The 23,211-nt window shown below is 57.8% G+C and carries 20 protein-coding genes and 1 tRNA gene; 16 read left to right on the top strand and 5 right to left on the bottom strand.

Translation table 11 applies throughout. The features are described from left to right. Positions 1 to 28: 28 nt before the first annotated feature. On the top strand, positions 29 to 661 hold the full coding sequence (locus FCS96_RS11835; protein WP_228264094.1) for a LysE family translocator: 633 nt from the start codon (positions 29 to 31) through the stop codon (positions 659 to 661). 106 nt (positions 662 to 767) lie between these two features. On the opposite strand, the gene fdxA is transcribed toward FCS96_RS11835, so the two are convergent. Both fdxA and mutS read right to left on the bottom strand, forming a co-directional pair. Continuing rightward, positions 768 to 1,091 (bottom strand): ferredoxin FdxA, encoded by a 324-nt coding sequence (gene fdxA, locus FCS96_RS11830; protein WP_041342382.1) that lies wholly within the window; start codon positions 1,089 to 1,091, stop codon positions 768 to 770. Between the two features lie 158 nt (positions 1,092 to 1,249). Further along, complete coding sequence (mutS, locus tag FCS96_RS11825; protein ID WP_138440584.1) at positions 1,250 to 3,880, bottom strand: DNA mismatch repair protein MutS; 2,631 nt, start codon at positions 3,878 to 3,880, stop codon at positions 1,250 to 1,252. Between the two features lie 82 nt (positions 3,881 to 3,962). Here mutS and FCS96_RS11820 point away from each other — a divergent pair, with 82 nt between their 5' ends. The 3 genes from FCS96_RS11820 (at position 3,963) to FCS96_RS11810 (ending at position 6,225) form a co-directional block, all read left to right on the top strand. Continuing rightward, the gene (locus FCS96_RS11820; protein WP_138440583.1) at positions 3,963 to 4,472 is read left to right on the top strand and encodes a CinA family protein; all 510 of its coding nucleotides are present in this window, start codon (positions 3,963 to 3,965) and stop codon (positions 4,470 to 4,472) included. A 189-nt stretch (positions 4,473 to 4,661) separates the two neighbouring features. Beyond that, entirely contained in the window at positions 4,662 to 5,708 is a 1,047-nt protein-coding gene (gene recA / locus FCS96_RS11815) for a recombinase RecA (RefSeq protein WP_138440966.1), read from the top strand. 46 nt (positions 5,709 to 5,754) lie between these two features. Then, complete coding sequence (locus FCS96_RS11810; protein WP_138440582.1) at positions 5,755 to 6,225, top strand: flavodoxin family protein; 471 nt, start codon at positions 5,755 to 5,757, stop codon at positions 6,223 to 6,225. Between the two features lie 22 nt (positions 6,226 to 6,247). Here the strand turns inward: FCS96_RS11810 and FCS96_RS11805 are convergent, their stop codons facing one another. After that, entirely contained in the window at positions 6,248 to 6,625 is a 378-nt protein-coding gene (locus tag FCS96_RS11805) for a PilZ domain-containing protein (protein ID WP_138440581.1), read from the bottom strand. A gap of 247 nt (positions 6,626 to 6,872) precedes the next feature. Here FCS96_RS11805 and FCS96_RS11800 point away from each other — a divergent pair, with 247 nt between their 5' ends. Genes FCS96_RS11800 through FCS96_RS11790 form a run of 3 tightly spaced genes read left to right on the top strand, consistent with a single transcriptional unit; the run spans position 6,873 to position 11,582 of the window. Next, a complete protein-coding gene (locus FCS96_RS11800; protein WP_138440965.1) occupies positions 6,873 to 9,281 on the top strand; it encodes a Lon protease family protein in 2,409 nt (802 codons plus the stop codon). A 39-nt stretch (positions 9,282 to 9,320) separates the two neighbouring features. After that, positions 9,321 to 9,947 carry a response regulator FixJ gene (fixJ, locus tag FCS96_RS11795; RefSeq protein ID WP_138440580.1) on the top strand — a complete coding sequence of 209 codons (627 nt, stop codon included), beginning with the start codon at positions 9,321 to 9,323 and terminating at the stop codon, positions 9,945 to 9,947. A 45-nt stretch (positions 9,948 to 9,992) separates the two neighbouring features. Beyond that, positions 9,993 to 11,582: an ATP-binding response regulator gene (locus FCS96_RS11790; protein WP_138440579.1), complete on the top strand. Its 1,590-nt coding sequence runs from the start codon at positions 9,993 to 9,995 to the stop codon at positions 11,580 to 11,582. Positions 11,583 to 11,590: 8 nt separating this feature from the next. Here the strand turns inward: FCS96_RS11790 and FCS96_RS11785 are convergent, their stop codons facing one another. Further along, positions 11,591 to 12,469 carry a MaoC family dehydratase gene (locus tag FCS96_RS11785; RefSeq protein WP_138440578.1) on the bottom strand — a complete coding sequence of 293 codons (879 nt, stop codon included), beginning with the start codon at positions 12,467 to 12,469 and terminating at the stop codon, positions 11,591 to 11,593. 273 nt (positions 12,470 to 12,742) lie between these two features. On the opposite strand from FCS96_RS11785, the gene FCS96_RS11780 reads away from it, so the two are divergent. Continuing rightward, positions 12,743 to 13,774 carry an AraC family transcriptional regulator gene (locus FCS96_RS11780; protein WP_138440577.1) on the top strand — a complete coding sequence of 344 codons (1,032 nt, stop codon included), beginning with the start codon at positions 12,743 to 12,745 and terminating at the stop codon, positions 13,772 to 13,774. 138 nt (positions 13,775 to 13,912) lie between these two features. Then, positions 13,913 to 13,989 (top strand) — tRNA-Asp (locus FCS96_RS11775). Between the two features lie 203 nt (positions 13,990 to 14,192). Here FCS96_RS11775 and FCS96_RS11770 read toward each other — a convergent pair. After that, positions 14,193 to 15,245 carry an AraC family transcriptional regulator gene (locus tag FCS96_RS11770; protein WP_138440576.1) on the bottom strand — a complete coding sequence of 351 codons (1,053 nt, stop codon included), beginning with the start codon at positions 15,243 to 15,245 and terminating at the stop codon, positions 14,193 to 14,195. Positions 15,246 to 15,400: 155 nt separating this feature from the next. Here FCS96_RS11770 and FCS96_RS11765 point away from each other — a divergent pair, with 155 nt between their 5' ends. The 7 genes from FCS96_RS11765 (at position 15,401) to FCS96_RS11735 (ending at position 23,165) form a co-directional block, all read left to right on the top strand. Continuing rightward, positions 15,401 to 17,470, top strand: coding sequence for an NADPH-dependent 2,4-dienoyl-CoA reductase (locus FCS96_RS11765; protein WP_138440575.1), 2,070 nt, complete (start codon positions 15,401 to 15,403; stop codon positions 17,468 to 17,470). A gap of 226 nt (positions 17,471 to 17,696) precedes the next feature. Next, positions 17,697 to 18,953 carry a DNA repair protein gene (locus tag FCS96_RS11760; RefSeq protein ID WP_138440574.1) on the top strand — a complete coding sequence of 419 codons (1,257 nt, stop codon included), beginning with the start codon at positions 17,697 to 17,699 and terminating at the stop codon, positions 18,951 to 18,953. Between the two features lie 113 nt (positions 18,954 to 19,066). Continuing rightward, positions 19,067 to 19,951, top strand: a complete 885-nt coding sequence (locus FCS96_RS11755) for an NAD(+) kinase (protein ID WP_138440573.1) — start codon at positions 19,067 to 19,069, stop codon at positions 19,949 to 19,951. Positions 19,952 to 19,953: 2 nt separating this feature from the next. Continuing rightward, positions 19,954 to 20,967 carry a metallophosphoesterase gene (locus FCS96_RS11750; RefSeq protein ID WP_138440572.1) on the top strand — a complete coding sequence of 338 codons (1,014 nt, stop codon included), beginning with the start codon at positions 19,954 to 19,956 and terminating at the stop codon, positions 20,965 to 20,967. 39 nt (positions 20,968 to 21,006) lie between these two features. Next, a complete protein-coding gene (locus tag FCS96_RS11745; protein WP_138440571.1) occupies positions 21,007 to 21,861 on the top strand; it encodes a rhomboid family intramembrane serine protease in 855 nt (284 codons plus the stop codon). A gap of 174 nt (positions 21,862 to 22,035) precedes the next feature. Continuing rightward, complete coding sequence (locus FCS96_RS11740) at positions 22,036 to 22,329, top strand: YeaC family protein (RefSeq protein WP_138440570.1); 294 nt, start codon at positions 22,036 to 22,038, stop codon at positions 22,327 to 22,329. Then, positions 22,326 to 23,165 carry a DUF2797 domain-containing protein gene (locus FCS96_RS11735; protein WP_138440569.1) on the top strand — a complete coding sequence of 280 codons (840 nt, stop codon included), beginning with the start codon at positions 22,326 to 22,328 and terminating at the stop codon, positions 23,163 to 23,165. The genes FCS96_RS11740 and FCS96_RS11735 overlap by 4 nt, the downstream gene beginning before the upstream one ends. Positions 23,166 to 23,211: the final 46 nt, after the last annotated feature.

Genomic DNA, 23,211 nt, shown 5'->3' with positions numbered 1-23,211 from the left:
GGCTTCGGAGCGTTAGCGGAGACGTTCAGTGATTACCGAGTTGTTCTGGGCATACCTGGTGGCCATCACCCTGCTGACGGTGACACCGGGTGTCGACACCCTGCTGGTGATGCGCAATACCGGACGCGGAGGGCTGCGAGATGGCTGCGTGACCAGTGTTGGCATCTGCAGCGGTCTGTTCCTGCACGCCATTCTGTCGGCGCTGGGTATCTCGATCCTGCTGGTCGAGACCGCCTGGGCCTTTTCCGCGTTGAAATGGGCGGGGGCCTGTTACCTGGTGTGGTTGGGGTTGGTGTCCCTGCGTCAGGCCATGGTGCGAGAGCAAGAGCCTGCCTCGGAAGCGCCGGCCGTGCGCAAGCGCCGGGTGTCCGCGGTGGTTTCTTTCCGGGAGGGGGTGCTGTCCAATGTGCTCAACCCCAAAACTGCCTTGTTCTATATGGCGTTGCTACCCCAGTTTGTTGATCCCGCTGGCAATGCCTTTCAGCAGTCGCTGCTGCTGGCGAGTGTGCACTTCTTCCTGGCCATGCTTTGGCAGTGTGGGTTGGCGTTTGTGGTGGTCCGGTTCAAGGGCCTGGGTGCCAGCCGGCGGGTACGGCGGGCGCTCAACGCCACCACCGGTGGTTTCTTTGTCGCCATGGGTGCCAAGCTGGCGAGCAGCTGACTGAATAACAGGCACAAAAAAGGGAAGCCCGAGGGCTTCCCTTTCTTACGGTCGCATTCTGCCGTCTGGCTGCGCCTTACTTCTCCAGATACCTTCTAGGGGGACCTTATTTTTCCAGGTATTGGAGCTTGTTGGGCTTGCCATCCCACTCTTCGGCGTCCGGCAGCGGATCCTTCTTCTCGGTAATGTTCGGCCATTTGCCGGCGAGGTCGGCGTTCAGCTCGACAAACTCAACCTGATCGGCCGGCAGCTCATCCTCGGAGAAAATCGCTTCCGCCGGGCACTCTGGCTCACACAGGGCGCAGTCGATGCACTCATCGGGATCAATTACCAGAAAGTTTGGGCCTTCGTAGAAGCAGTCAACCGGGCAAACTTCCACGCAGTCTGTGTATTTGCACTTGATGCAGTTATCAGTAACGATAAACGCCATAATCAGATCCCTGGTCCAGTGGTCAATCTCATCCGGAGCTTGTGGTCAGGCTCCATGGTTATGTTTTATTGCGCGATATTGTAGGGAGCGCCCCGCAGACCCGCAAGCGTTAGGCCGCTATATCCTTATTACTCGCCTCAATATTTCGGAATTTCCTGCTATTTGGCCATCAGAGCCTTCAGTTCGTACAGCCGGTTCATGGCTTCCCTCGGTGTCAGGTCGTCCAGATCGAGTGTCTTGAGCGCCAGTTCAACCGCGCTCGGTTCCAGGCTGGCAAACATATCGCCCTGCATGACCGGGTCATTGGCTTGTGCGACAGGTTGCGCCGGGCGTTCGGCCTCGCTGCTGGCAGCGACCGGTGACCGGGTAGCCGTCGGTGTCGCGCTGCCTTCCAAATGCGCCAGCTGGCCCTTGGCATTGCGAATCACGTCCTGGGGCACACCTGCCAACTTTGCTACCTGCAAGCCGTAGCTCTGACTAGCCGGGCCATCGTGGACGTTGTGCAGGAATACAATGCTGTCATCGTGCTCGGTGGCGGTCAGGTGCACATTCACCGCGTGCTGGAGATCGTCGGCCAGCTGGGTGAGTTCGAAATAGTGCGTCGCGAACAGGGTGTAGCAGCGGATGTTCTTGGCCAGGTGCTCGGCGGTTGCCCAGGCCAGCGACAAGCCGTCAAAGGTGCTGGTGCCGCGTCCCACTTCGTCCATCAGCACCAGGCTGAATTCGGTGGCGTTGTGGAGAATGTTGGCGGTTTCAGTCATCTCCACCATGAAGGTAGAACGGCCACCGGCAATGTCATCCGAAGAGCCCATGCGGGTAAAGATCCGGTCCACCGGCCCCAGTACCGCCCGGTTCGCGGGTACAAAACTGCCGGTGTAGGCCAGCAGGGCAATCAGCGCGGCCTGGCGCATGTAGGTGGACTTACCGCCCATGTTCGGGCCAGTGATCACCAGCATGCGTCGTTCGGTGTCCATCAGCAGGTCGTTGGGTACAAAGGGCTCGTCCAGTAACTGCTCGACCACCGGGTGCCGGCCTTCCTCGATATCGAATCCGGGTTTGTCACTGAATTCCGGTGGCGCAAAGCGCAGGGTGGTCGCCCGTTCGGCAAAGTTGCTGAGTACGTCCATCTCCGCCAGGGCCTGGGCCGCATCCTGTAGTGGAGCCAGTTCTGCGGCCACGGTTTCCAGCACCTCGTCGTACAGGGCTTTCTCACGGGCCAGGGCGCGGCTCTTGGCGCTCAGTGCTTTGTCTTCAAATTCTTTCAGTTCCGGGGTGATAAATCGCTCGGCGTTTTTCAGGGTCTGGCGCCGGATGTAATCCACCGGAGCCTGATCCGATTGGGCCCGGCTGATTTCAATGTAATAGCCGTGCACACGGTTATAGCCGACTTTCAGGGTGCTGATGCCGGTGCGTTCCCGTTCCCGGGTTTCCACGTCCAGCAGGTATTGGCCGGCGTTTTCGCTGATGTTCCGGAGTTCATCCAGCTCATCATCGAAGTGCTCACGAATCACCCCGCCTTCGCGGATAACCACGGGTGGATTGTCGATGATGGCACGTTCGAGCAGGTCGGCCAGTTGCGGATACTCGCTGATCACGGTTGCCAGTTTCACAATGTGGTGCGAGTTGACCGGCTTTAGCCTCTCCTGCAGCTTCGGCAGTGCCTGGAAGGCATCACGCAGGCGGGCCAGATCCCGGGGCCGGGCCGAGCGCAGGGCAACCCGCGCCAGTACTCGCTCAATATCGCCGACTGTTTTCAGCAAGTCGTGCACGGGTTCGTAGTGAAAGCCGTCGAGCAGGGCCGACACCGCTTGCTGGCGTTGCGTCACGGTGTCGACATCTCGCAGCGGACGGTTCAGCCAGCGCCGAAGCTCACGGCCACCCATGGAGGTGGCGGTGCGGTCCATTACCCAGGCCAGGGTGTGCAGGTGACCGCCCATCAGATTGGTGTCGATTTCCAGGTTGCGACGGCTGGCGGCATCCATGATGACGGCCTCATCCCGACGCTCCCGCGTGAGCTTACGGATATGGGGCAGGGCGGTGCGCTGGGTTTCTTTGGCGTATTGCAGCAGGCAGCCGGCGGCGCAGATGGCCAGGGTCAGGTCCTCACAGCCGAAACCGGTCAGGTCCCGGACCTGCAACTGGTGGGTAATGACCCGACGCGCGGTGTCGGATTCAAACAGCCAGGGGCCCTGGCGGCGAATACCGGTGAAGCCTTCCAGCACGTCTTCGTACGGGAAATCCTCGCTGATCAGAATCTCTGCCGGCCGCAGGCGCTGGAGTTCGCCCTGAAGGCCTTCCAGGTCGTCCAGTTCGGAAACCGCGAAGCGGCCGCTTGAGATGTCCAGTGAGGCAAAACCGAATTGCTCGCGATGGCTGTAAATGGCCACGAGCAGGTTGTCCCGACGATCCTCAAGGTAGGCGTCGTCGCTCAATGTGCCGGGGGTGACGATTCTTACAACCTGGCGATCCACCGGTCCTTTGCTGGTCGCCGGGTCGCCAATTTGTTCGCAAATGGCGATGGATTGACCTGCCCGAACCAGCCGTGCAATGTATCCCTCAGATGAATGATACGGGATACCGGCCATGGGAATAGGGTTGCCCCCTGACTGGCCTCGGGCGGTCAGAGTGATGTCCATCAGCTCCGCGGCCTTTTTGGCGTCCTCGTAGAATAGCTCGTAGAAATCCCCCATCCGGTAGAACACCAGTTCATTGGGGTGCTGGCCCTTGATCTTGAGGTACTGCTGCATCATGGGCGTGTGCTTGGAAAGATCGGTCTGAGCTGCTGACATGGACGGGTCCGGATTGCCTTGCTTTGGATGAAGGCGTGAATTGTAAGAAAATAACGCCTCGGATGAAATGAAGGAGGTCATTATGACGGCCACGGATCAGGAACTTTTCGACGCCGGCGATGCGCTCGGCGAACTGCTAAAGCGTCAGGGCCGTATGATTGCCACGGCTGAAAGCTGCACCGGCGGCTGGGTAGCCAAGGCTCTGACCGATAAGGATGGTTCATCCAGCTACGTACTTGGTGGTTTGGTGACTTACAGCAATGAGGCCAAGGAGGCCTTGTTGGGTGTTAACCGGAAATCGCTGGATGAGCACGGTGCCGTTAGTGAGCCTGTGGTGCGGGAAATGGTGGCCGGAGCCCTGGCGGCTACCGGCGCTCAGGTGGCCGTTTCCATCAGCGGTGTGGCCGGACCGGGCGGAGGTAGCGCTCAGAAGCCGGTAGGCACCGTCTGGTTTGCCTGGGGCTGCGATCCGGCGTCCACGGAAGCGGTGGTGCAACACTTTGACGGCGACCGGGATCAGGTCCGGCGACAGGCCGTACTCTTTGCCCTGCAAGGGGTTCGGGCGTATCTGGATGAGTCCAGATCGGCCTGAAAAGGCGGCCCCGAACCGGGGCGGTGAGTTTCACTGCGGAAGGGGTTGGTCTACTCTTCCGGTTATGTTTTAATACTGTTCAAATATACAGGGAATTTGCAGTGATCTACTGTGCGAATTCCCGACTCATTATTTCACGACTGGTATTAGGTAGTTCCGGTCGTCATGGCGACAGAGGGTTTTACACTGATGGAAGACAACCGCAAGAAAGCACTTAACGCAGCATTGGGCCAGATTGAGCGTCAGTTTGGTAAGGGCGCTGTGATGAAAATGGGCGATCAGCCCCGCGAGGCCATTCCTGCGGTTTCCACCGGTTCCCTGGGGCTGGACGTCGCCCTCGGTATTGGCGGCCTGCCTTACGGTCGCATCTGTGAAATCTACGGCCCTGAAAGTTCCGGTAAAACCACGTTGACCCTTCAGGTCATCGCCGAAGCGCAAAAGCAGGGTAAGACCTGTGCGTTTGTGGACGCCGAGCACGCCCTGGACCCGATCTACGCCGAAAAGCTGGGCGTAAACGTGGACGACCTGCTGGTTTCCCAGCCGGACACCGGCGAGCAGGCGCTGGAAATTGCCGACATGCTGGTTCGCTCCAACGCGGTAGACGTGATCATTGTCGACTCCGTGGCGGCGCTGACGCCGAAGGCGGAAATTGAAGGCGAGATGGGTGACAGCCACGTTGGCTTGCAGGCCCGCCTGATGTCCCAGGCTCTTCGGAAACTGACTGGTAACGTAAAGCACGCCAACTGCCTGATGATTTTCATCAACCAGATCCGTATGAAGATCGGCGTGATGTTTGGCAGCCCCGAGACCACCACCGGTGGTAACGCACTGAAGTTCTACTCGTCCGTGCGCCTGGATATCCGCCGTATTGGCGCGGTGAAAGACGGTGACGAGGTTGTCGGTAACGAAACCCGTGTGAAAGTGGTCAAAAACAAGGTTTCCCCGCCGTTCCGTCAGGCTGAGTTCCAGATCATGTACGGCAAGGGCATATACCACATGGCCGAGGTGCTGGACATGGGCGTGAAAGAAGGCTTCGTAGACAAGTCTGGCGCCTGGTACGCCTACAACGGCGACAAGATCGGCCAGGGCAAGGCCAACGCCTGCAAGTTCCTGGAAGAGAACATGGACATGGCGACCGAAATCGAAGCCAAGGTTCGTGACAAGCTGATGCCCAAGCCTGAGAAGAAAGAGAAGGCAGTTGAGGCAGAGACTGAAGCTAACGGTGAGCTGCTTTAACTGAGTAAACCGAGTTTGGTGCTTTAACCGAAATCAGGGGAGGGCTATGGCTGACACAAAGCGACTGCTGATTGTTGCCCATGCGCCTTCCCCGAATACCCTCAGACTCCGGGACGCGGTGCTACAGGGCGCCAGCCACGACGATATCGAGAATGTCGAAGTGACGGTTCGCGCGCCACTGGAGGCCGGTCCCGAGGATGTGCTCGCCTGCGACGCCATCATCCTGGGCACTACCGAAAACCTCGGCTATATGAGCGGGGCGCTGAAGGACTTCTTCGACCGCAGTTACTACCCCTGCCTGGAGAAAACCCAGGGTCTGCCCTTTGCCTACTACATCCGCGCCGGCCACGACGGCACCGGAACTCATCGTGCCATCGAAAGCATTACCACGGGTCTGCGTTGGCGGCGCATTCAGGATCCATTGATTTGCCGTGGTGAATTTCAGGACGGTTTCGAGGATCAGTGCCAGGAGCTTGGGCTGTACGTGGCGGCCAGTCTCGATGCCGGGCTCATCTAGCCTAAGTGGCTAAATGAGGCGGCTAGCTGGCGAACCGGCTGTATAATCCTTCAATTCGGGACAGGGCGTTGTCCACGGTGCGTGAATAGCCTTTCTTGTCCAGACAGTAGCTGAATTGCACGCTGACCCGGTAGCTGGCCTGGTAACGCTGGCATTCCACCACCTTGGCGCCAACCCGGGATTCCCGGATGTATTTGCCTGCGAAGTCCATGAACAGCCGAACACCGGGTTCCACCGGTCTCGGGCAGAGCACGGCCATGCCATAGCGGTTCAGGTCGAGACAGGAAACGGAGGTTGTCTGCTTACCCCGGCCAAAGAAGCCGCGCTCTCTTAAATGAACCTGAAGGCAAGATGCTGGATAGCGATCTTTGATTCTGCGATCTGTTGAATCACTCGTCATAGAAAAGCGTCCATTGCGTGTCTTGTCTTTGTTATTGGTCGGTTAACCACGGCGTGAGGATAACCGGGGAAGGGAAGTTTAGTTCCGGTGCGGCTGTCTGAAAAATGACCGATTGTAAAACTGTGAACTGAGTGGCACTTCGGTAAGCGCTTGCCATGGCGACAGAAATCTTTGGCACACACGCGACAGGGGCCGTTCCAGAATCTACAATGACCGGCCAATGATTCAACCGTTACAGGACCGCACCTTGAAGTCACTGTCTCTGCACCAGCTATACAAAGCCTGTGTTCTGAAAGACTTACCGTTTAAAACGACCCGGCAATTAAAGCCCCTGGCCGAGATTGTCGGGCAGAACCGGGCCCAGGAAGCCGTGCGTTTCGCACTCGCCATGCCGCACGGTGGCTATAACGTCTATGCCGTCGGACGCAACGGGCTTGGTAAGCGGACCATGATGCTGCGCTACCTGGAGCATCATGTGGACACCAAGCAGAAGAGTCACGACTGGTGCTACGTGGCGAATTTCGAGGAGCCCCGAATTCCCCGGTTGCTGCAGTTACCTGCAGGCAAGGGCACTCAGCTGAAGCAGGACATGGAAAAGCTGATGGCCCGGTTGGTGAAAGTGATTCCGCAAACCTTCGACAGCGACAGCTTTCTTGAGCGCTCTGAGCAACTCAAGAACGAGTACGGCAAGATGCAGGAGGATGAGCTGGAGAAGGTGGCGGCTCAGGCCAGGCGCAAGAAAGTCAGCCTGACGGTATCGACGCCCGGTGGCTATCGTTTGGTGGCCATGAATGGCGAAGAGCCCCATACAGCGGAATCCTTCCAGGCGCTGACCGAAGCGCAGCGGGACAGGTTTGAAGATTCCATTAACCGGCTCGAAAAGAAATTGCGGCAGGCCCTGCGTAAGCTGGCGGACTGGGAGCAGGAATACGCTGACAAGCAGCAGGCCCTGAACAAAGAGACGCTGGAAGGTATTTCCGGGCATCAGATTGACGAGCTGAAAGAGAAATACAGTGACCTGCCGGACGTGGTGTCGTTTTTTGAGGCGGTACGCAAGGATCTGGCAGAGAACCTGGATATCTTCCTGGATGACGACGACGAACAGGCCGCGATCGCCTATGCCTCCCTCGACAAGAAGATGCCCCGTCGTTATCTGGTGAACACACTGGTGCACCAGAAAACCAACGAGGTGCCGGTGGTGGTGGAAGACAATCCCAACTACCACAACCTGTTTGGCTACGTCGAAAACGTTACCTATAAGGGCACGGTGTTTACCGACTTTTCCCTGATCCGGCCAGGCAGTCTGCACCGCGCCAACGGCGGTTATCTGCTGATGGACGCGATCAAGGTGCTGGAGCAGCCCTACGTCTGGGATGGCCTGAAGCGGGCGCTGCGGTCCAAATCCATCCAGATCAACTCCCTGGAGCGGGAGCTGACCTTGTCCGGCACCATTTCCATCGAACCGGAAGCGGTTCCCCTGGACGTTAAAATCGTCCTGTTCGGTGATCGTGAAACCTGGATGCTATTGCAGGAGTACGACTCCGAGTTTGCAGAACTGTTCCGGATTACCGCGGATTTTGAAAACGAGATGTACCGCTCCGACGATAGTCAGCTGCTTTACGCCAAGTTCATTGCCAGCCTGGTCAGCGAGAAAGAGCTCCTGCACTGCTCCAATAAGGCCGTTGCCCGGGTAATTGAGCACAGTGCCCGAATGGCCGAGCATCAGGATCGCTTGTCACTGCACGCTGCTGATATCGCCAATCTGCTGAGGGAATCCGATTACTGGGCCCGTCAGGCCGGTGCCAAACTGATTCAGGACACCCACGTGGAACGGGCCCTGGAAAGCGCGAAATACCGCAGCAGCCGTATTCGTGATCAGTTCTACGATTCCATTCGCGATGGCTCAACGCTGGTGACCACTCACGGTACCTGTGTCGGTCAGGTTAATGCGCTGTCGGTGCTGTCCACCGGCGGTTTCGAGTTCGGCTTGTCCAACCGTGTCACCGCGACCTGCTACTATGGAGATGGCGCGGTGATGGATATCGAGCGCGACGTCAAGCTGGGCGGCAACATTCACTCCAAGGGTGTAATGATCCTCAGTTCCTGGCTGGCCTCGCACTTTGCGGTTACCGATCCCATGCACCTGTCTGCCAGCCTGACGTTTGAGCAGAACTACGGCGAGGTGGATGGCGACAGCGCCTCGCTGGCGGAACTCTGCGCCCTGATCTCGTCGTTGGCGGAGATTCCGGTGCGCCAGGATCTGGCGATTACCGGGTCGGTAAACCAGTTTGGTGAGGTTCAGCCGATTGGCGGCGTGAACGAAAAAGTGGAAGGCTTCTATACCACCTGTCAGCTTAAGGATGGCCTGACCGGCACCCAGGGCGTGATTGTGCCCAGCACCAACGTTCAGAACCTGATGCTGGACAGCGAAGTGGTTCAGGCCACCCGCGAGGGCAAGTTTGCGGTGTACGCCGTCAGCCGGCTGGAAGAGGCGGTTACCTTGCTGCTAGGGATGCCCGCGGGTAAAGCCGACGATAAGGGCAGGTACCCGAAGCAGAGCGTTTTTGGCATTATCCAGCAAAGGCTCGAGAAAATGCGCGAACATGAGCGCCAGGAGCACAACCGTGATGACCACAAAGATCCGTCAATTCACTGACCGGACATCATAAGAAAACGGACAGGAGAGAACACACAGATGACTGATATCCAGCAGACCGTATACGTAGTAGAGGATGATGAAGCGGTTCGTGATTCACTGGAACTGCTGCTGAAATCCGACGGCAAGCCGGTTCAGACCTTTGAGAATGCTACCAGCTTTCTCAAGGAGTATTCCGACAAGATGGCTGGCTGCATCGTGCTGGATATCCGCATGCCCGGCATGGACGGCATGGAATTGCAGAAGAAGCTGAACGACAAGCACTCTATCCTGCCCATTATCTTTGTCACCGGGCACGGCGATGTGCCCATGGCCGTGGATGCCATGAAAGAAGGCGCAGTCGATTTTATCCAGAAACCGTATAGGGAAGAGGCGCTGCTGGAGAAAATCGAAGCGGCACTGGCGCAGGATCTTGAGCAGCGCAAGACCCTGGACGAAAAACAGGAAATTATTCGCCGCGTGAAAAGCCTCACCCCCCGTGAGCATGAAATCATGGATCGGATGATTGCCGGGCAGGCGAACAAGGTGATTGCGATTGAGCTGGAGATCAGCCAGCGCACGGTGGAGATCCACCGTTCCCGGGTTATGCATAAAATGGGAACCCATTCACTTGCGCATTTGGTCCGTATGGTCTTGTCCGTAAAGGACCTTATCGACGCCCGTTGATCCAGGCGGCATCATACGGAGACGTTTTTAACCGGCTCCCTTTATATGACTGAAGTTGTCAGTGAGAACTCAGAGGTGACGGTTCTGCTTGTGGATGACAATCCGCAGAACCTCAAAGTCCTCTATGAGACCCTGAAGGATAAAGGCTATCGCCTGCTGATCGCCAACGAGGGCCAGAAAGCACTGGACCTCGCCCACCGGCATCAGCCCGAAGTGATCCTGCTGGATATCATGATGCCCGACATGGACGGCTATGAGGTGTGTAAGCGCCTCAAGGCCGAACCGTCGACCACTGATTGTGCGGTTGTGTTTCTGTCAGCGCTGGATGATTTGCAGGCCAAGGTGAAGGGTTTCTCGCTGGGTGGTGCCGATTACATTTCCAAGCCCTTCCAGTCCCTTGAGGTGATCGCCCGGGTGAAGACCCATGCCCGCGTCATCCGGCTTGAGCGCGAGCTTCAGGCCCGTAACCGGGAACTGCAGGGTGATCAGGCCCGCATCCTGAACTCGATCAGCGAAGGCATTTACGGCCTGGACGAGAACGGCGTCATTGAGTTTGCCAATCCGGCTGCGGCGCAGATCATGGGTTGCCCGGTTGATGAGCTGATCGGCCGGAATTTCTTCGAGACTCATTTTGCTACGTGCCAGGAAGGCCAGAACGGCCTGCCCGGTCACACCACTTGCAGTCAGGGTGTGGCCGAAAACCGGCGTAATATCCGGATGCTGCGTATGGACGGCAGTGGTTTCCCTGCTCAGTACCGGTCTACGCCAAAATTGGATCAGGGCGAACTGCACGGTGCCGTGGTGGTGTTTGATGACATTACCGCCGAGCTCCAGAGTGAAGCCGCGCTGGAAGAAGCCCGGGCGCTGGTGCAGGAGCAGCGCGATCAGCTGGCCCACGCCTCGCGCCTGACCACCATGGGCGAGATGGCAGCCGGTTTTGCCCATGAAGTGAATCAGCCGCTCACGGCGATTACCAACTACGCGCGTGTCTCCAAGCGCATGATGGCCAAGGAAGAGCCAGATCTCGGGCTGCTGGGTGAAACTCTGGACAAGATTGAAGCCCAGTCTCACCGCGCCAGTGAAATCATTCGCCGTATTCGCCGATTCATGAAGAAGCCGGCGACGGGTAAGGAAGTCATCTCGGTACCGACCCTGCTTGAGGACACCCGCCAGTTCGCGGAAGTGGATATGCGCAACAACGACGGGGGTATTGAATTGTCGGTTCCGGACAATCTGCCGGAGGTGACCGCTGATCCGATTCAGGTCCAGCAGGTTGCCCTGAACCTGATCCGCAATGCCCTGGAGGCCACCCGAAGCGCCGATGTGTCGATTCCGGTGCAGGTAAGTGCTGAGCTGCTGGGCTCCAGTTGCGTCCGGGTGCAGGTGCGGGATCACGGTATTGGTCTGTCGGACGACGCCGAGGATAAGTTGTTCCTGCCGTTCTACACCACCAAGGATGAAGGCATGGGAATCGGCCTGGCTACCTGTCGGTCGTTAATCCAGGCCCAGGGCGGCGACATTGGCTTTGAACGTCCAGAAGGGGGTGGCGCCTGCTTCTATTTCACCTTGCCGGTTGCTGGATCCTCAGGCGCGCCCTGCGCCCCCGAGCAATCGTCAGGGATCGAAGAGGGCTGACCTCGCGGTTACAGCCATTCGATGCGGCCGCTTAGATGCGGCGCATTGCCCTTCGCATTCAGCAATTGATAGTCCCACCCAGATTCACCTGTCCGCCAGTTTAATTGCGCCGTTCCGGGTAGCAGTAATGGCTTCTTGAACTGGCAGTTGATCCTCATTGGGCCTGATCGCCAATCCTTTTGCTGTTCCAGCAGGGCCAGCGCCTGAGCTTTACTCCACATCCCATGGGCAATGGCTTTTGGAAACCCGAAGGCCCGGGCGCTGACCGCATGCATGTGAATTGGATTGCGGTCTCCGGAGACGCTGGCGTATCGGCGCCCGATCGACTCCGGCGCAGTTAGGCTGAGGGTATGGGGGTAGCGTTCAAGTTCCGGTGGTGGGGACTTCTTTGTGGTATTGCTATTTTTTGTTTCCGGTCTTCGGGACAGATTTATGCTGGACTCCTCCCACACCAGTTGCCCGGCCGAATAGGCTTCGGTGATCAGATCAAACTCCAGGCCCCGGCTGGTGCTTTCCTGTGCGCCCAGGCGCACCCGCAGATCCAGAATTTCACCGCGCCCGATGGACCGGTGCTGGGTGATGGTATTACGCAGGTGCACCAGTCCCAGCAGGGGTAACGGAAAGTGATTGTCGGTCAACAACTTCAGTTGCAGCGGAAAAGCCATAACATGGGGCCAGGTAGCTGGCACCCGGAGGCCGGAGTGGAAACCGCAAATCGCCTCGTAACGGGTCAGGGTTTCGTTGTTGGTGCTGGCGCCAATCAGTTCGGCTGACAAGCAGGGCAGGGCAATTTCGTTGCTATCAACGGCGTGTTTTGGTGCCAGGGCCCTGGCGTAAAGTGGCAGCAGTTTTGGTGGCTGGCGGTGATAGATCAGCGGATCTGGCATGTCAGTGTTCTCCCGGCTCGGATTGCGCCTTTCGATTTCGTTCGCATCTGATCGATGATGTTTTGACCGCATAGGTACCAGTTCCTATTTTCATTCTGGTAAAGCTGTGAGTTCGTGGCCTCATATGCTCTAATACCAGACGTTAGCCTGCGAACATTTATATTACAGGTTTAGACTCTGGCAAACCGAGCCGGATCAAGCATTGACCCGGCGTGCGCGGCCGACTGTCCGGTGGGTCAAAGTGGTATTTGATAAATAAGAAAGTGGGAACGTATGCAGGAACTTCGTGACGCGGGAGTGATGTTGCGCCTGATCTATGAGGCGATGAAACGAAAGGGTGTTGATACCGACGCTATTTTTAGTCGTCTGGGTGTTGATGAAGCCTACGTTTACACCGAGCAGCTGCGGACGCCCCACAGCGCTCAGCTGTATTTCTGGCAAGCGGTGGAAGAGGTCTCTGGCGATCCGGACATCGGGTTGCACCTGGGCCAGCTTCTTCCGGCCTACAAGGGGCAGGTGCTGGAGTATCTGTTCCTGAGTAGTCCGACCTTTGGCGAGGGCCTGCGACGGGCGCAAAATTATCAGCGCTTGCTCAGCGATGCCGCGAACACGGATTTCTTTATCGAAGGCGACGACGCCTGCATGGTGCTGGATGCTGCCTCCGACGAGGTCAGTCGCCTGAAGCATTTCAACGAATGCTTCGTGCAGGGCGTGATCATCTTTTTCCGTTCCATCACCAACAATTCGTTTTACCCGTCCCGAGTTGAATTCGAGCACGAGCGAACGGAAGGGCAGGAACACGTTGCAGAGATCCTTGGGTGCGACGTGGTGTTTGGGGCCGAGGAAAACCGGCTCTACTTCCCGGTGAAACTCCTGGCCCATGCGTCTCCACATGCCGAGCCGGAACTACTGGATCTGCACGAGCGGTTTGCCAGTGAACAGGTGGCCCGGCTGGAAAAAAAGGACATTGTTGGCCAGGTGGAGCGTATCGTCGCCGAATTGCTGGACAGTGGTGAGGTCACTCTGGACGCGGTTGCCGAGCGTCTTGAAATCAAACCGAGGACCCTGCGTACCCGCCTGACTGAGGCGGAAACCAGTTTTAACCAGGTATTGGCGGATTTCCGCTATCGACTGGCCCGTCAGTTGCTCGCGACCACCGACGAGTCCATTGACGAGATTGTGTATCTGACCGGGTTTTCCGAGCCCAGCACCTTCTATCGGGCGTTCAAGCGGTGGTCCAATATGACCCCGATTGAGTACCGAAAAACCGCGCAGGGTAAGGGCGCAGTGGTCGCTGCGGTTTAGCAAAGACGGATGCCGGATATTTTTTCGGAAAAAGCGTTGACATAAACAAGGGCGTCTTTATAATGCGCCCTCGTTGTCACAGAGCAATCACACCCTTGATTGCGCAGCCCAAGGTGGGTGAGACGTGATAACCAACGCGGAGCGGTAGTTCAGCTGGTTAGAATACCGGCCTGTCACGCCGGGGGTCGCGGGTTCGAGTCCCGTCCGCTCCGCCATTTTTTCCCTCCTTGATTTACGTTTTCTTTTCTGTTTTATCCTCCTCAGCATTGTCATTTGTTTGTCATCACTGTGCTTCAGTGTGTGCTCTCGTGTGTTTTTAAAAACGGGAGTGACCCATGCTGGATTACGAAGAAGAGCTGATCGAAAGTCAGTTCGAAGAGTATGACGACGATGATGGCTTTGACGACGCCACCGAGATTTAATTGCTTGATCTTAGTTGCTGCCGGTGTTCGCCAGGGCTGATTCTAAACCAGCGCTTGTAAGCCTTGTGAAATGCCGCCGGATTGGCAAAGCCCAATAACCAGGCAATCTCTGCCAGCGACGTGTCCGTCTCCCGAATGTAATCGGTGGCCAGTTGTTTCCGGGTTTCATCCACCAGCTCCCGAAACCCGGTGCCTTCAGCGCTCAATAGCCGTTGCAGGGTCCACGGCGCCACCCCCAGTTTGGTTGCCACGAGATCCAGGCCCGGGCTTTCGCCCCGGAACAGGGGAGGCAGCAGGTGCCTGACCCGATCCCCTGTCGTCCAGCCCCGCCGTATTTGTTGCAATTCCCGCTCACAGATTTCCACCAGTTGCTCATGCATGGCCGGTTGCGCGTTCAGGGACGCTTGTGTCCAAAGCTCCGGTTTCAGGGTGACGCTGTTTTCTTCCGCCCCGAAGTGCACTGGGCACCGAAACCAGCTTTCAAACAGATCGTCCTGACCGGTGGACGGATATTCAATGGTGACGCGTTCAAGCACTTCGTAGTGATTGGTGATCGTGCGGACGAATTGGGTCCAGGCTGCCAGAACGGAATCCACCACAAAGTAATTGAACGCATTGTACGGCCGGATCGAATAGAACAGGACTTGCCGATCCCGGGGGCGCACTGAAGGGGCACCACGGCTGTTGCGGCTGGACAGGGTGGAGTAGCGCACCAGGGTGGATAAGGCTGTTCCCACGGTGGCTGCGCATTGGCCCGCCAATCCGGCGATGCCGGTATCGACCGGGCGGGTCAGCGCGCCCATGCGCAAGCCCAGGGCGCGGTTGCCGGTTTGGGCAATCGCGGCGTGCCCCAGGCGCATATAACGCGGAATGCTGATACGGGCGGCCGGCGAGCTCAGGGTGTCCGCGCTCAGCCCGAATGTGGAAGTCAGTTGTTCGGTATTGGCGCCTTCTGCTTCAGCAGCCCGCAACAGTACCGAGGCGTACAGCACACTGATGTGGCCGAGGGCGTTTTGGCGCTGTGGTGATGGGGACACTCGTGTGCTCATAGGGGTTATAGGGAGACGCTGTCTGACATGTTGTTTCAGGATAACAAAATGTTATTCCAAGATATTGTTGATCGCAAGTTAGCCGGGTAGCTTAGAGCCATACAAAAAGTCGGACCCTTCGAAGGTCTGATCCCAATGCACATGAGGAGACCACCATGACCGTAACCGCCACGCCGGGTGTAGCCAAATACCCGAACCTGCTTGAGCCGCTTGATCTCGGTTTTACCAAATTGCGCAACCGGACCCTCATGGGCTCGATGCACACCGGTCTGGAGGAGGCCAAGAACGGCTTTGATCGGCTGGCTGCGTTCTACGCTGAGCGGGCCCGAGGCGGCGCTGGCCTGATCGTGACGGGCGGTATCGCGCCCAATGTTGAGGGTGGGGTTTTCCAGCACGCGGCCAAGATGACCGGTCAGGACGAAGTTGAGCAACACAAGATCATCACCCGCGCCGTGCATGAGGCCGACGGTAAGATCTGCATGCAGATCCTGCACGCAGGGCGCTATGCCTATTCACCGGAGCTGGTTGCACCGTCGGCTATCCAGGCGCCGATCAACCCGTTCAAGCCCAACGAGCTGGACGAGGCAGGCATCGAGAAGCAGATTCAGGATTATGCTGACTGCGCAGCCCTGGCTCAGGATGCCGGCTATGACGGTGTTGAGATCATGGGATCGGAAGGTTATTTCATCAACCAGTTCATCGTATCCCACACCAACCATCGCACCGATGGCTGGGGTGGCAGCTACGAAAACCGTATTCGTCTGCCCTTGGAAATCGTGCGCCGGGTTCGTGAGCGGGTGGGCGAAAAATTCATCCTGATTTATCGGTTGTCGATGCTGGATCTGATTGAAGATGGCAGCACCTGGGAAGAGGTGGTCCACCTGGCCAAGGAAATCGAGAAGGCCGGCGCCACCATCATCAATACCGGCATTGGCTGGCACGAGGCGCGGGTGCCAACCATTGCCACTTCGGTGCCAAGGGGCGCTTTCACCAAGGTCACGGCGCGCTTGAAAAGCGAAGTCAGCATTCCGCTGGTCACCACCAACCGCATTAACATGCCGGATGTGGCGGAGAAGATCCTGGCCGAGGGTGATGCCGATATGGTCTCCATGGCCCGTCCGTTTCTCGCCGATTCGGATCTGGTTTTGAAGGCCGCCGAGGACCGGGCTGACGAAATCAACACCTGTATCGGTTGCAATCAGGCCTGTCTGGACCACACCTTCAGCGGCAAGCTGACGTCCTGTCTGGTCAATCCCCGCGCCTGTCATGAAACCGAGCTGACCTGGATGAAAACAGCAACACCGAAGTCGATCGCGGTGGTCGGTGCCGGTCCTGCGGGTCTGGCCTTTGCCTCAGTCGCGGCCGAGCGCGGCCACAAGGTCACCCTATTCGACGCCGGTAGTGAAATTGGTGGTCAGTTTAATGTCGCCAAGCGTATCCCGGGCAAGGAAGAGTTCTACGAAACCCTGCGCTATTTCCGCGTTATGCTGGACAAGCACGGTGTCGATGTCCGGCTCAACACCCGGGTTAATGTCGAGGAGCTCAAGGCGGGCGGCTACGACGACGTGGTTCTGGCAACCGGTGTTCATCCGCGCACGCCAGAGATTGAAGGAATCGATCATCCGAAAGTCATCGGTTATCTGGACGCGCTGCTGGAGCGTAAGCCGGTTGGTCAGAAAGTTGCCGTCATCGGTGCCGGTGGTATTGGTTTCGACGTCTCCGAATTTATCGTGCATAAGGGTACTTCAGCCGCCCTGGACACCGACCACTTCATGCGCGAGTGGGGTGTGGATCTCAGTGTGGAGCACCGTGGCGGTATCAAGGGGGTAACACCGGAAGTGCCGGAACCGGCCCGCGAGGTTTACCTGCTGCAGCGCAAGGCGTCGAAAGTGGGTAAGAACCTCGGCAAGACCACGGGCTGGATTCACCGGACGTCGCTGAAGAATCGTGAGGTTCAGATGGTGCCGGGTGTCAGCTATCGCAAGATTGACGACGAGGGGCTGCACATCACGATAACGCCCAAGGGTGCAGAGCAGGGCGAGGACCGCTTGCTGCCCGTGGACACCATTATTGTCTGTGCCGGCCAGGAGCCCCTGCGGGAGCTGCAAGGCGGACTTGAGGCCGCCGGCGTCGCCGTGCACCTGATCGGCGGCGCCGATGTTGCCGCAGAGCTGGATGCCAAACGCGCCATCAATCAGGGCAGCCGCCTGGCCGCCGAGCTGTAAGTGTATGCGTGAGCGCCAGCGGGTTACCGCGGCGCTCACAAAACGTTGCAGTTTTTCCCTGTGCACAGGATATTGACTGACTAGACTGTTAGCCGAAGTCTGCCAGTTTGTGGAGCCACCCTTGTTCGTTTACATTGGCGGTTCCGCTAACACCGGCCTGCGTTGGAACATTCCGTGTGGTTTCGACGTGCTGGTGGTGAATCTTGTGACAATTAGGGAGCAGTAGATGGTATCTGCCGACCAGTCGACGGACGGTTACGCGGCGGTATTTTTCATGGACGAAGGCCAGGTCGTCCGCCAGATGCGCGCCAGCGAGTTTGGTGCGTTCCTGGATGGTTACGTGGGGTTGTCTGACCTCGCGGAAACCGATGTCAAAGCCGTACTGGTTGAGCTGGACCCGGAGTTGCGCGTCCAGGCACTGGTATTTTTCCGCATCTGGTTCGATGAGGAAGGGCGGGCGGACCCCAACTGGAACATCCCCATCGAAGACCTCGCCAAGCGAGGCGCCAAAGGTCCTGATCTGGGTGGTGGCGCTATACGGCTGGTGTGCCGTAGCCAATGCCCGGAACCACGGCTTGCTGATGAGTTGTGGGATCCGGACATGACCCCCGGCAACAATCACTTCCAGGCCATCCGAAAGGCCGTTCACGGCAATTCCCTGAAATTCCGCAAGATTGAGCCTCAGCCAGCCCAGCGCGAAGAGGTCATTCCGGTACTCAGTGCCGACTCCGATGCTTCTGAAGATGACGAGGATTCGGGCAACTCCGCCGATCGTGTGCGCCTGGCCCAGGTCATCCGTGAGCAGCGCCTGCGCATCAAGACGTTGCAGAGTGTGCACCGTGACACTATGTCTGATCTCCAGCGCGAACACCGCCTGGAACTGCAGGCCCTACGGGGTGAATTTGCGGAGCTGGAGCAAAAGTATGAGCGCCAGCGCCTGAGTAACGAGCAACTGAAGAAGCGACTGTCAGAGCGCAATGAGCAGTATCTGACGATGCAGGAGCAGATCGCTGCAGGGGGCGAGAGCAAGCAGCGGGAAGAGGCCAACACCAATGCCGAGCTGGTGTTGCTCCGGGAACAGCTGGATCGGAAGCAGCGTGAACTGGAACTCCGCGACGACCGGATCGTGGCGTTGGAGCAGGAAAACCACGACCTTAGGAATCAGGAGCCGGTGGAAAACTCGATCATGGATCACCTCAAGAAGCAGTCGGTGTTTCTGGTGGCCTATCAGCCTGGCGCCGGTCACGTCACTCTGAAATACGAGGATATCAACAACTATTTCGCCAATCCGGTGGGCTATGCGGCCCAGCGGTGTGGCATGAACGAACCCGCCTACCGGGACTGGCTGGAACACTACGAGCATCCAGTCTGCCGGCATGCCGCGAAGGATGGCGGCCCATGTGGCGAGCCCGTCATGCGCATCAGTCAGCCTGGGGAATTTCGCCCGGGTATCGACGATCGTTGCGAACAGCATCAGGCCTGACCTCGCGATCTTTTTTCAGTATCCGGGCGACTTTCGTTAAACTGTGAGCCAGATTGTAACGGGGCTCATGGATTTGACGGGCTCCACCGCATCACGACACCACAGGAAGCCTCATGGATCAATTCAGGAACATTGGCGTTATTGGCCGGATGGGCAGCGTGAAGGTGGTTGAATCCTTGCGCCAGCTTAAGCAATACCTTATTGCCAATAATTATCACGTCATACTGGAGGAAGACACTGCGGGCATGCTGCCCGGGCACGGGCTGCAGGTGGCCAGCAAGAAGCTGCTGGGCGAAATCTGTGATCTGGTTATCGTGGTAGGTGGCGATGGCAGTTTGCTGGGTGCCGCGCGTGAACTGGCTAAATCGAAGATTCCGCTATTGGGTGTTAACCGTGGTCGGTTGGGCTTCCTGACCGACATTTCGCCCTCGGATCTGGAAGAGCGCCTGGGTAAGGTGCTGGAAGGCGAGTACATCGAGGAGACTCGCTTCCTGCTGGACGGCAATGTCGAGCGCAACGGCCAGCCACTGGGCTTCGGCACTGCGCTAAACGACGTTGTCCTGCACCCGGGCAAGTCCACCCGGATGATTGGCTTTGATCTCTTTATCGATGGTCACTTTGTTTACAGCCAGCGTTCGGACGGTCTGATCGTCGCCACGCCTACCGGCTCCACCGCGTATTCGTTGTCTGCAGGTGGCCCGATTATGCATCCCAAGCTGGATGCCGTGGTTCTGGTGCCAATGTTTCCCCACACTCTCAGCAGTCGTCCCATCGTTGTCGATGGCAAAAGCGAGATCAAACTGGTGATAGGGGAGACTAATGAAACCTATCCGCAAATCTCGTTTGATGGCCAGATGAATATTGCCTGCGCTCCCGGTGACATCATCCGTATCACCAAGAAACCGTTCAAGATCCGCCTGATTCATCCGACGGGCCACAATTTCTACGCCACCTGCCGTGACAAGCTTGGCTGGGCAAGCGACATTTCATCGAGTTGATCATGGCTGTAAACAGACAAGCCGCAAACCGCGGTTACGACATCATTGGTGACATCCACGGCTGTGCCAACACACTGATCCGGCTGCTGGAGCAAATGGGCTACCGCAAGGTGAACGGGGTGTACCAGCACCGCCGGCGCCAGGCCATCTTCATCGGCGATATCATCGACCGGGGACCACGAATCCGCGAAGCCCTGCATCTGGTTCGTGACATGGTGGAGCACGGCTCCGCCCGGATCGTGATGGGCAATCACGAGTACAACGCCCTCGGTTACTGTACCCGGGCCCGCCCTGGCAGCGGCAAGAAGTGGCTGCGGGAGCACACGGCGCGTCACAACCGGTTGATCCGGGAGACGCTTGATCAGTTTGATGACCATCCCCATGAATGGAATGAATTCCTCGAGTGGTTCTACACCATTCCTCTGTTTATCGAGGAAGAAGGTTTCCGGGTGGTCCACGCGTGCTGGGATGGCGACCTCATCGAAAAGTTCAAGCGGGTTCAGGGTGGCGCCTGCATCGATGAAGATTTTCTCCATGCCTCGGCCGCGATTGAATCCTTCGCCGGTCAGGTGATGGACACCTTGCTACGCGGCACCGACCTTCGACTTCCGGAAGGTACCAGCATCACCGGTCGGGACGGCTATGTCCGGGAGTTTTTCCGAACCAAGTTCTGGGCCGATGACCCCGAGACCTACGCTGACGTGGTCTTCCAACCGGATCCTCTGCCACCGGAAGTGGCGCGGAAGGTACTGACCGACGCGGAGCGAAAGCAGTTGATCAGCTATCCGCTGAGTTCGCCGCCGGTCTTTGTTGGCCACTACTGGATGGAGGGAGAGCCGGCGCCGCTGAAGGAGAATGTCGCCTGTATCGATTACAGTGCGGTCAAGTATGGCCGGTTGGTGGCGTATCGTATGGACGGTGAATCGGTGCTGTCCCCGGATAAGTTTGTCTGGGTGGATGTGTCCCGCCCCGAGCAGTTGGGCTACCCCAACATGGAAGACAGTGTTGAGCGTTAACGCTATTGATGCCCGTTACCCCGAGAGTCGAGGTAGTTTGTGTACCGCGTAAAGCAGTTGGATACCACGGTCAATCTCGCCGGCTTCAGCCAGTGGCTGAAGGGCCAGGGTGTACCGCACCGAATCACCGAGGAAAATGACCACCAGGTCCTGTGGCTGGAAAATCCCCAGCACGCGGAACCGGTTCTGGAAGCGCTTGACCGTTTTCTCGCCGAGCCTGAACTTCGGGACGCGGTCGATCGCCAGCATCATTCCCCTGTCTTCGTTGGTGGGCGCTGGCAGCCATCGCCCAAACATGCACCGCTGGTGCTGGCTGCGATTGTCGTTGCTTTGCTTATGGTGTGGGTTACGTCCATGGGTCGCAATGAGCTGGCAGCCGCGCTGATGATGATCGATCCGCGCGATTTCGACTGGTCAACCCTCGCGGGCCGGATTGATGCGCTTGCCAGCACCCTGGCGAGCGGCCAGGTCTGGCGGCTGCTGACTCCCGATTTCCTGCATTTCAGCTGGACCCACATCATTTTCAATTCGGTGATGCTGTGGTTCCTGGGCAGTCAGATTGAATGGTTTGATGGGCGTGGGCGGTTGCTTACGCTCTTTCTGGTCACCAGTATTTTCTCTAATGGCCTTCAGTACCTGGTATCGGGTCCACTGTTTGGTGGGCTGTCGGGTGTGGTGTACGGCATTCTGGGTTATTGCTGGCTCAGTCAGCGCAAGCTGCCCCGATTCCAGTTCCCACCGGCGCTGGTAACGTTTGCCGTGGTCTGGATGGTAATAGGTTTTACCCCGTTTACGGAAATGCTGGGACTGGGCCGAATGGCCAATGAAGCGCATCTTGGCGGGTTTGTCAGTGGAGTGGCCCTTGCACTGATTTTGCCCGTAAAAAGACAGTGACGGCACAAAAAAAGCCCCACCGAAAGGTGGGGCATGAAAAGAGCTTTTAGCTCCTGATGAGAGAGACCAAATGAAACGACCGTTGTCATTTGGTGGTGTAATGATAATTATTATCGTTTGCATCTGTCAAACGATTCCGTCACATTTTTTTGAAAAGCGTTTCGGGAGTACCGAATGACTTACGATGAATTGATCGAACGACTGGATCCCACCGTCTACCGCAGCTTGCGCCTGTCTATTGAACTGGGGAAATGGCCGGACGGTAGAAAACTGACGCCGGAGCAGCGGGAAATCAGCCTGCAGGCGGTGATCTACTATGAAAACCTGCACGGCGTGCCGGAAGAGGAGCGCACCGGTTATATCGACCGTGGCCACAAGGCCGGTACTGCCTGCGATCCGTCGGTGCAGCGCCAGAACAGCGCGGGCAACGATGTTGATCCGGACCAGTTTGTTGAGGTCAAGTTTTGAGTGATTTGATTGACGTATCGGGCCGACTGCGCAAGATGCCGGCCGAGGCCGGCGAGCCGGTAACCTATTCCATTGCGGTCGGCGACAGCCGGATCCCGCTCAATGAATACCTCGGCAAGCAGGTTCGCATTGATTTTGAGGGTGTTATTCGCTGCATCAACTGCGATCGCACCACCAAGAAGAGCTTCAATCAGGGTTATTGTTTTCCGTGTTTTCGGAAGCTGGCGGCCTGCGACACCTGCATCATGAGCCCGGAGAAGTGCCATTATCACCTCGGCACCTGCCGCGAGCCCGAGTGGGGCGAGACCCATTGCATGGTGGAGCACGTGGTTTATCTGGCCAACTCGTCTGGCCTCAAGGTGGGCATTACCCGTGGAACCCAGGTTCCTACTCGCTGGATCGATCAGGGTGCAGTGGATGCCATTCCCATGGTCCGGGTGGCGACCCGGTATCTGGCGGGCCTGGTGGAAGTTGCCTGCAAGGCCCACGTGGCAGATCGGACCAACTGGCGGGCCATGCTCAAGGGCGATGTGCCGGAGTTGAATCTTGCAGAGGAGCGGCAGAGGATACTGGGTCTGATCGCCGACGATCTGTCTGCGCTGAAAGAGGCCCATGGCCCGGACTCGATTCGCGAGGTCGATGAAGCCGGCCTGGGGCTCAGTTACCCGGTGGCTGTCTGGCCCGAGAAAGTGAAAACCCACAATCTGGACAAGGCTCCCGAGGTTGAAGGCGTGCTGGAGGGGATCAAGGGGCAGTACCTGATCCTGGACACCGGCGTGATTAACATCCGGAAATTTACCGGGTACGAAGTTCGTTTTCGGGTGCTGGGCAACTGATTCGTCCGACACCCGCCTGACCTGACACATTCCCGCGTGCCGGTTT

Origin of the sequence: Marinobacter alexandrii (assembly GCF_005871205.1) — a bacterium.
Lineage (GTDB): Bacteria > Pseudomonadota > Gammaproteobacteria > Pseudomonadales > Oleiphilaceae > Marinobacter > Marinobacter alexandrii.
The sequence above is the reverse complement of the archived record's forward strand: the minus strand, read 5'-3'. Positions and strand labels throughout refer to the sequence as shown.